At 51.3% G+C, this 2917-nt stretch carries 1 protein-coding gene; it reads left to right on the plus strand.

Annotated features, from left to right (window positions below; genetic code table 11):
* The coding region (locus tag AACY50_RS28455) for a calcium-binding protein (protein WP_339539915.1) at positions 1 to 2764 on the plus strand (2764 nt) is incomplete at its 5' end.
* Positions 2765 to 2917 lie beyond the last annotated feature (153 nt).

A 2917-nucleotide genomic window follows, 5' to 3' on the forward strand; every position in this document is an offset into this window, starting at 1 on the left:
TGATCATCTTCACGACTTGCAGCTTGAAGCTGTCGTCGAATGTTCTGCGTTTGTCGGTCATGAAAAACTCCTCGATAGATGCATTTTCCACCTATCGGGGTGTCCGGGGAAATTAGACCACTACAATGATTTACTTGATGGTGGAGCGGGCGATGACACACTTCAGGGAATGGGGGGGGCCGATACCCTGATCGGTGGGGCAGGAGCTGACGCGCTGGATGGCGATGTGTCCAACCTGCAGTCAGGTGGAATCAACAATGATTACCTTCAAGGCGATGAAGGAAACGATACCCTTCTGGGCGGCTTGGGCGCCGACACGCTTTATGGCGGCGCTGATGATGACATTTTATCCGGCGACTACGCGCAGACAGCCGAAGCCGAGCATGGCGCAGATTATCTGGACGGTGGTTCAGGCAACGATACCTTGCTCGGCGGTGGTGGCAACGACACGTTGTTGGGCGGGGAGGGTGTAGACCACCTTCGTGGGGATTCCGGCAATAACGTTTTTGATGGCGGGCCCGGTAACGACGTGATGGAGGGCCATGACGGCGCTGATGTTTACTATTTCGGGGTGGGTGATGGTCTTGACGTTATCACCGATTCAGGTGGCAGCAATGTCATCAAGTTCGGTGCCGGGTTCTCTGCGGAAAGTTTGAAAGCCGACATTATTGATGTTTCCGTAGGCCGGGTATTGCGGCTGTTCAATGGTGAGGGGGACGCCATCCTTATCAGGAATTATGAAGAATGGAAGAATTCAACGTTCACGTTTAGCGATGGTGTCATTCTCGGCTATCAAGAGGTCATGAAAAAAACGCTGCCAGCTGTAGAGATCATCGAGCCGCCAGCAGGGGATGGAGTGCTGGCCAAAGAAGAAGATATAGACATTATTGCAAACGAAGTACAGGTTGCTGTTCCGGACCAATCAGGGATCGTTGTTCCTGGCGAGGAACGAAGTAATGCCATTGATCATAATGTTGGCTGGACAGACAGGTTCCTGGCGGAGCTCAAAGCAAAGCGCTCCGCTAGCAGGCATGCAACAGGATTTACCTTGAGCAAACCAGGTGTCTGGGTTCGTAACCATATAACCACCAACGATACGGGTTATATCACCCACACTGATGTGATCGATGAAAGCATCGAAACGGTGGCATTGTCTGAAACGCCTCAATGGATGGGGTCTGCCACTGGCGATGCGGTATTTAGCGAAAGACAGTCAAGCTCTACATCCCGATCCAGTTTTCGAGAGGTAAAGAAAGAGGGCATTACGTCGCCGTTATTGCTGGAGCCACGTTATTTTCGATCTGGCACTGCCAGCGGTTTTTCATTCAAAGTCGGCGACGTAATTATTGCAGATAGAACAGATTCAGGTGCTATCGAAGGGTGGTACATCTATCCTGCTGAAAGTTTCACGGCGGGCGAAACTGTCCGCAAGGAATTTCGGCGGGATGTCACAACTGAAACGATCAAACATAAAGTTGTCCACGGCGACGATGTCGGTGGGCGAGTTAATGTCGAAGTCGGCAATCTTTTCCTGGGGGGTGCAGGCGATGACCTGATCGTCGCCTATTCTGGTGTTCTACTTGATTACGGCTATATTAATGAAAGGATACCGGGTGCCTTTCTGTCCGCCGGTGCAGGCAACGATACCCTCCTCGGTTCTGAAGGCGCTGATTATTTAGTGAGCGGCGCTGGGGATGACTACCTGTACGGTGAAAACGGTGCCGATACTTACATCGTGCAGGCGCATGCTGGCGCAACGACCATTATCGCGGATGTGCTGAATCCGGTTTTTATCCGACCTGAAGTAGGTGTTGCCGGATGGAAGGACGAGTATGGATTAGTCGATCAAGATACTGTCGTGCTTCCAGAAGACGCGACGCAGGAGAATTTGCAGCTCAGTTGGGGCGCAACACTCATTGAAACAGTGAATGTTGAGTTGGCACCTGATCCGCGTCGTAATGCCTATCGCCATCCGCCGCGCGCGCAAATGCTCTATTCGACACTCGATATTAAATGGGGTGGGTCGCAGAAAGTTCGCATTGTTCTACCCAATGCCGGAGATATCGAGGGTTCCGGCATTGAGATTATTAAATTTGCAGATGGCTCAAGCCTTACTCTCAAAGAACTGTTTGGCTCCAGTCAGCTGGGTCCTGCCCCGAATACTTATTACAATGGTCTCTTGGTCGATAATGCGGCCAGTGCCAAATCTATGAGAAATGGCCAAGCGCTCCCACTGGTGGGAAGTCACGGTAATGACACTCTAAGCGGCGCAGGTGAAATCAGAGGTATGCAGGGACATGATGCGCTGATGGGGAGTGTCGACGATGATGTACTGCTAGGCGGTCCCGGTAATGACACGTTGTCTGGTGGTGCTGGCAACGATCTCTACAAATACGATGGTCTTGGAAGAGACTTGATTAATAACACCGGGGGTGGGATCGATGGAATCGATTTTTCGGGTGTGGGTATACCTATTGAACAATTAAGGTTTCATCGCGATCAGGAAGATCTTGTCATAGTGGTCTGCTATGGCATGGGCCCCAAGGTTCGAGTGGCTAATCATTTTTCTGGAGGCGAAAGCGCGATTGGGTTCATAAGGGTTAGCGGCGAAGGAGAAATGGTTAAAGACTACCCCGCAGCGCAAATTGCCGAACGACTGCATCCTCTTCCGCCACTGCGTGATGTGGAGGATATTCTTGTAAAAGAAAATGAAGAGTCGCAACTCGCGTTGGCCGAGATAATCAAGTTCTACGAACTGAATTAACTGTAATAACGTCAGTTTGAGGGTGCCTGGACTTGCCCCTACCAAACCGGACACCAACTCCCCGTTAAATTGATGCTGCCGCTAAGCGCCTGAACTCCCTCGGAGAGCGATAGTTCAAGGCGCTGTGTGGATGCTGCTCGTTGTAGTGCTCGA

This window comes from Pseudomonas sp. RA_15y_Pfl2_54 (genome assembly GCF_963971015.1).
Classification (GTDB): Bacteria; Pseudomonadota; Gammaproteobacteria; order Pseudomonadales; family Pseudomonadaceae; genus Aquipseudomonas; species Aquipseudomonas baetica_A.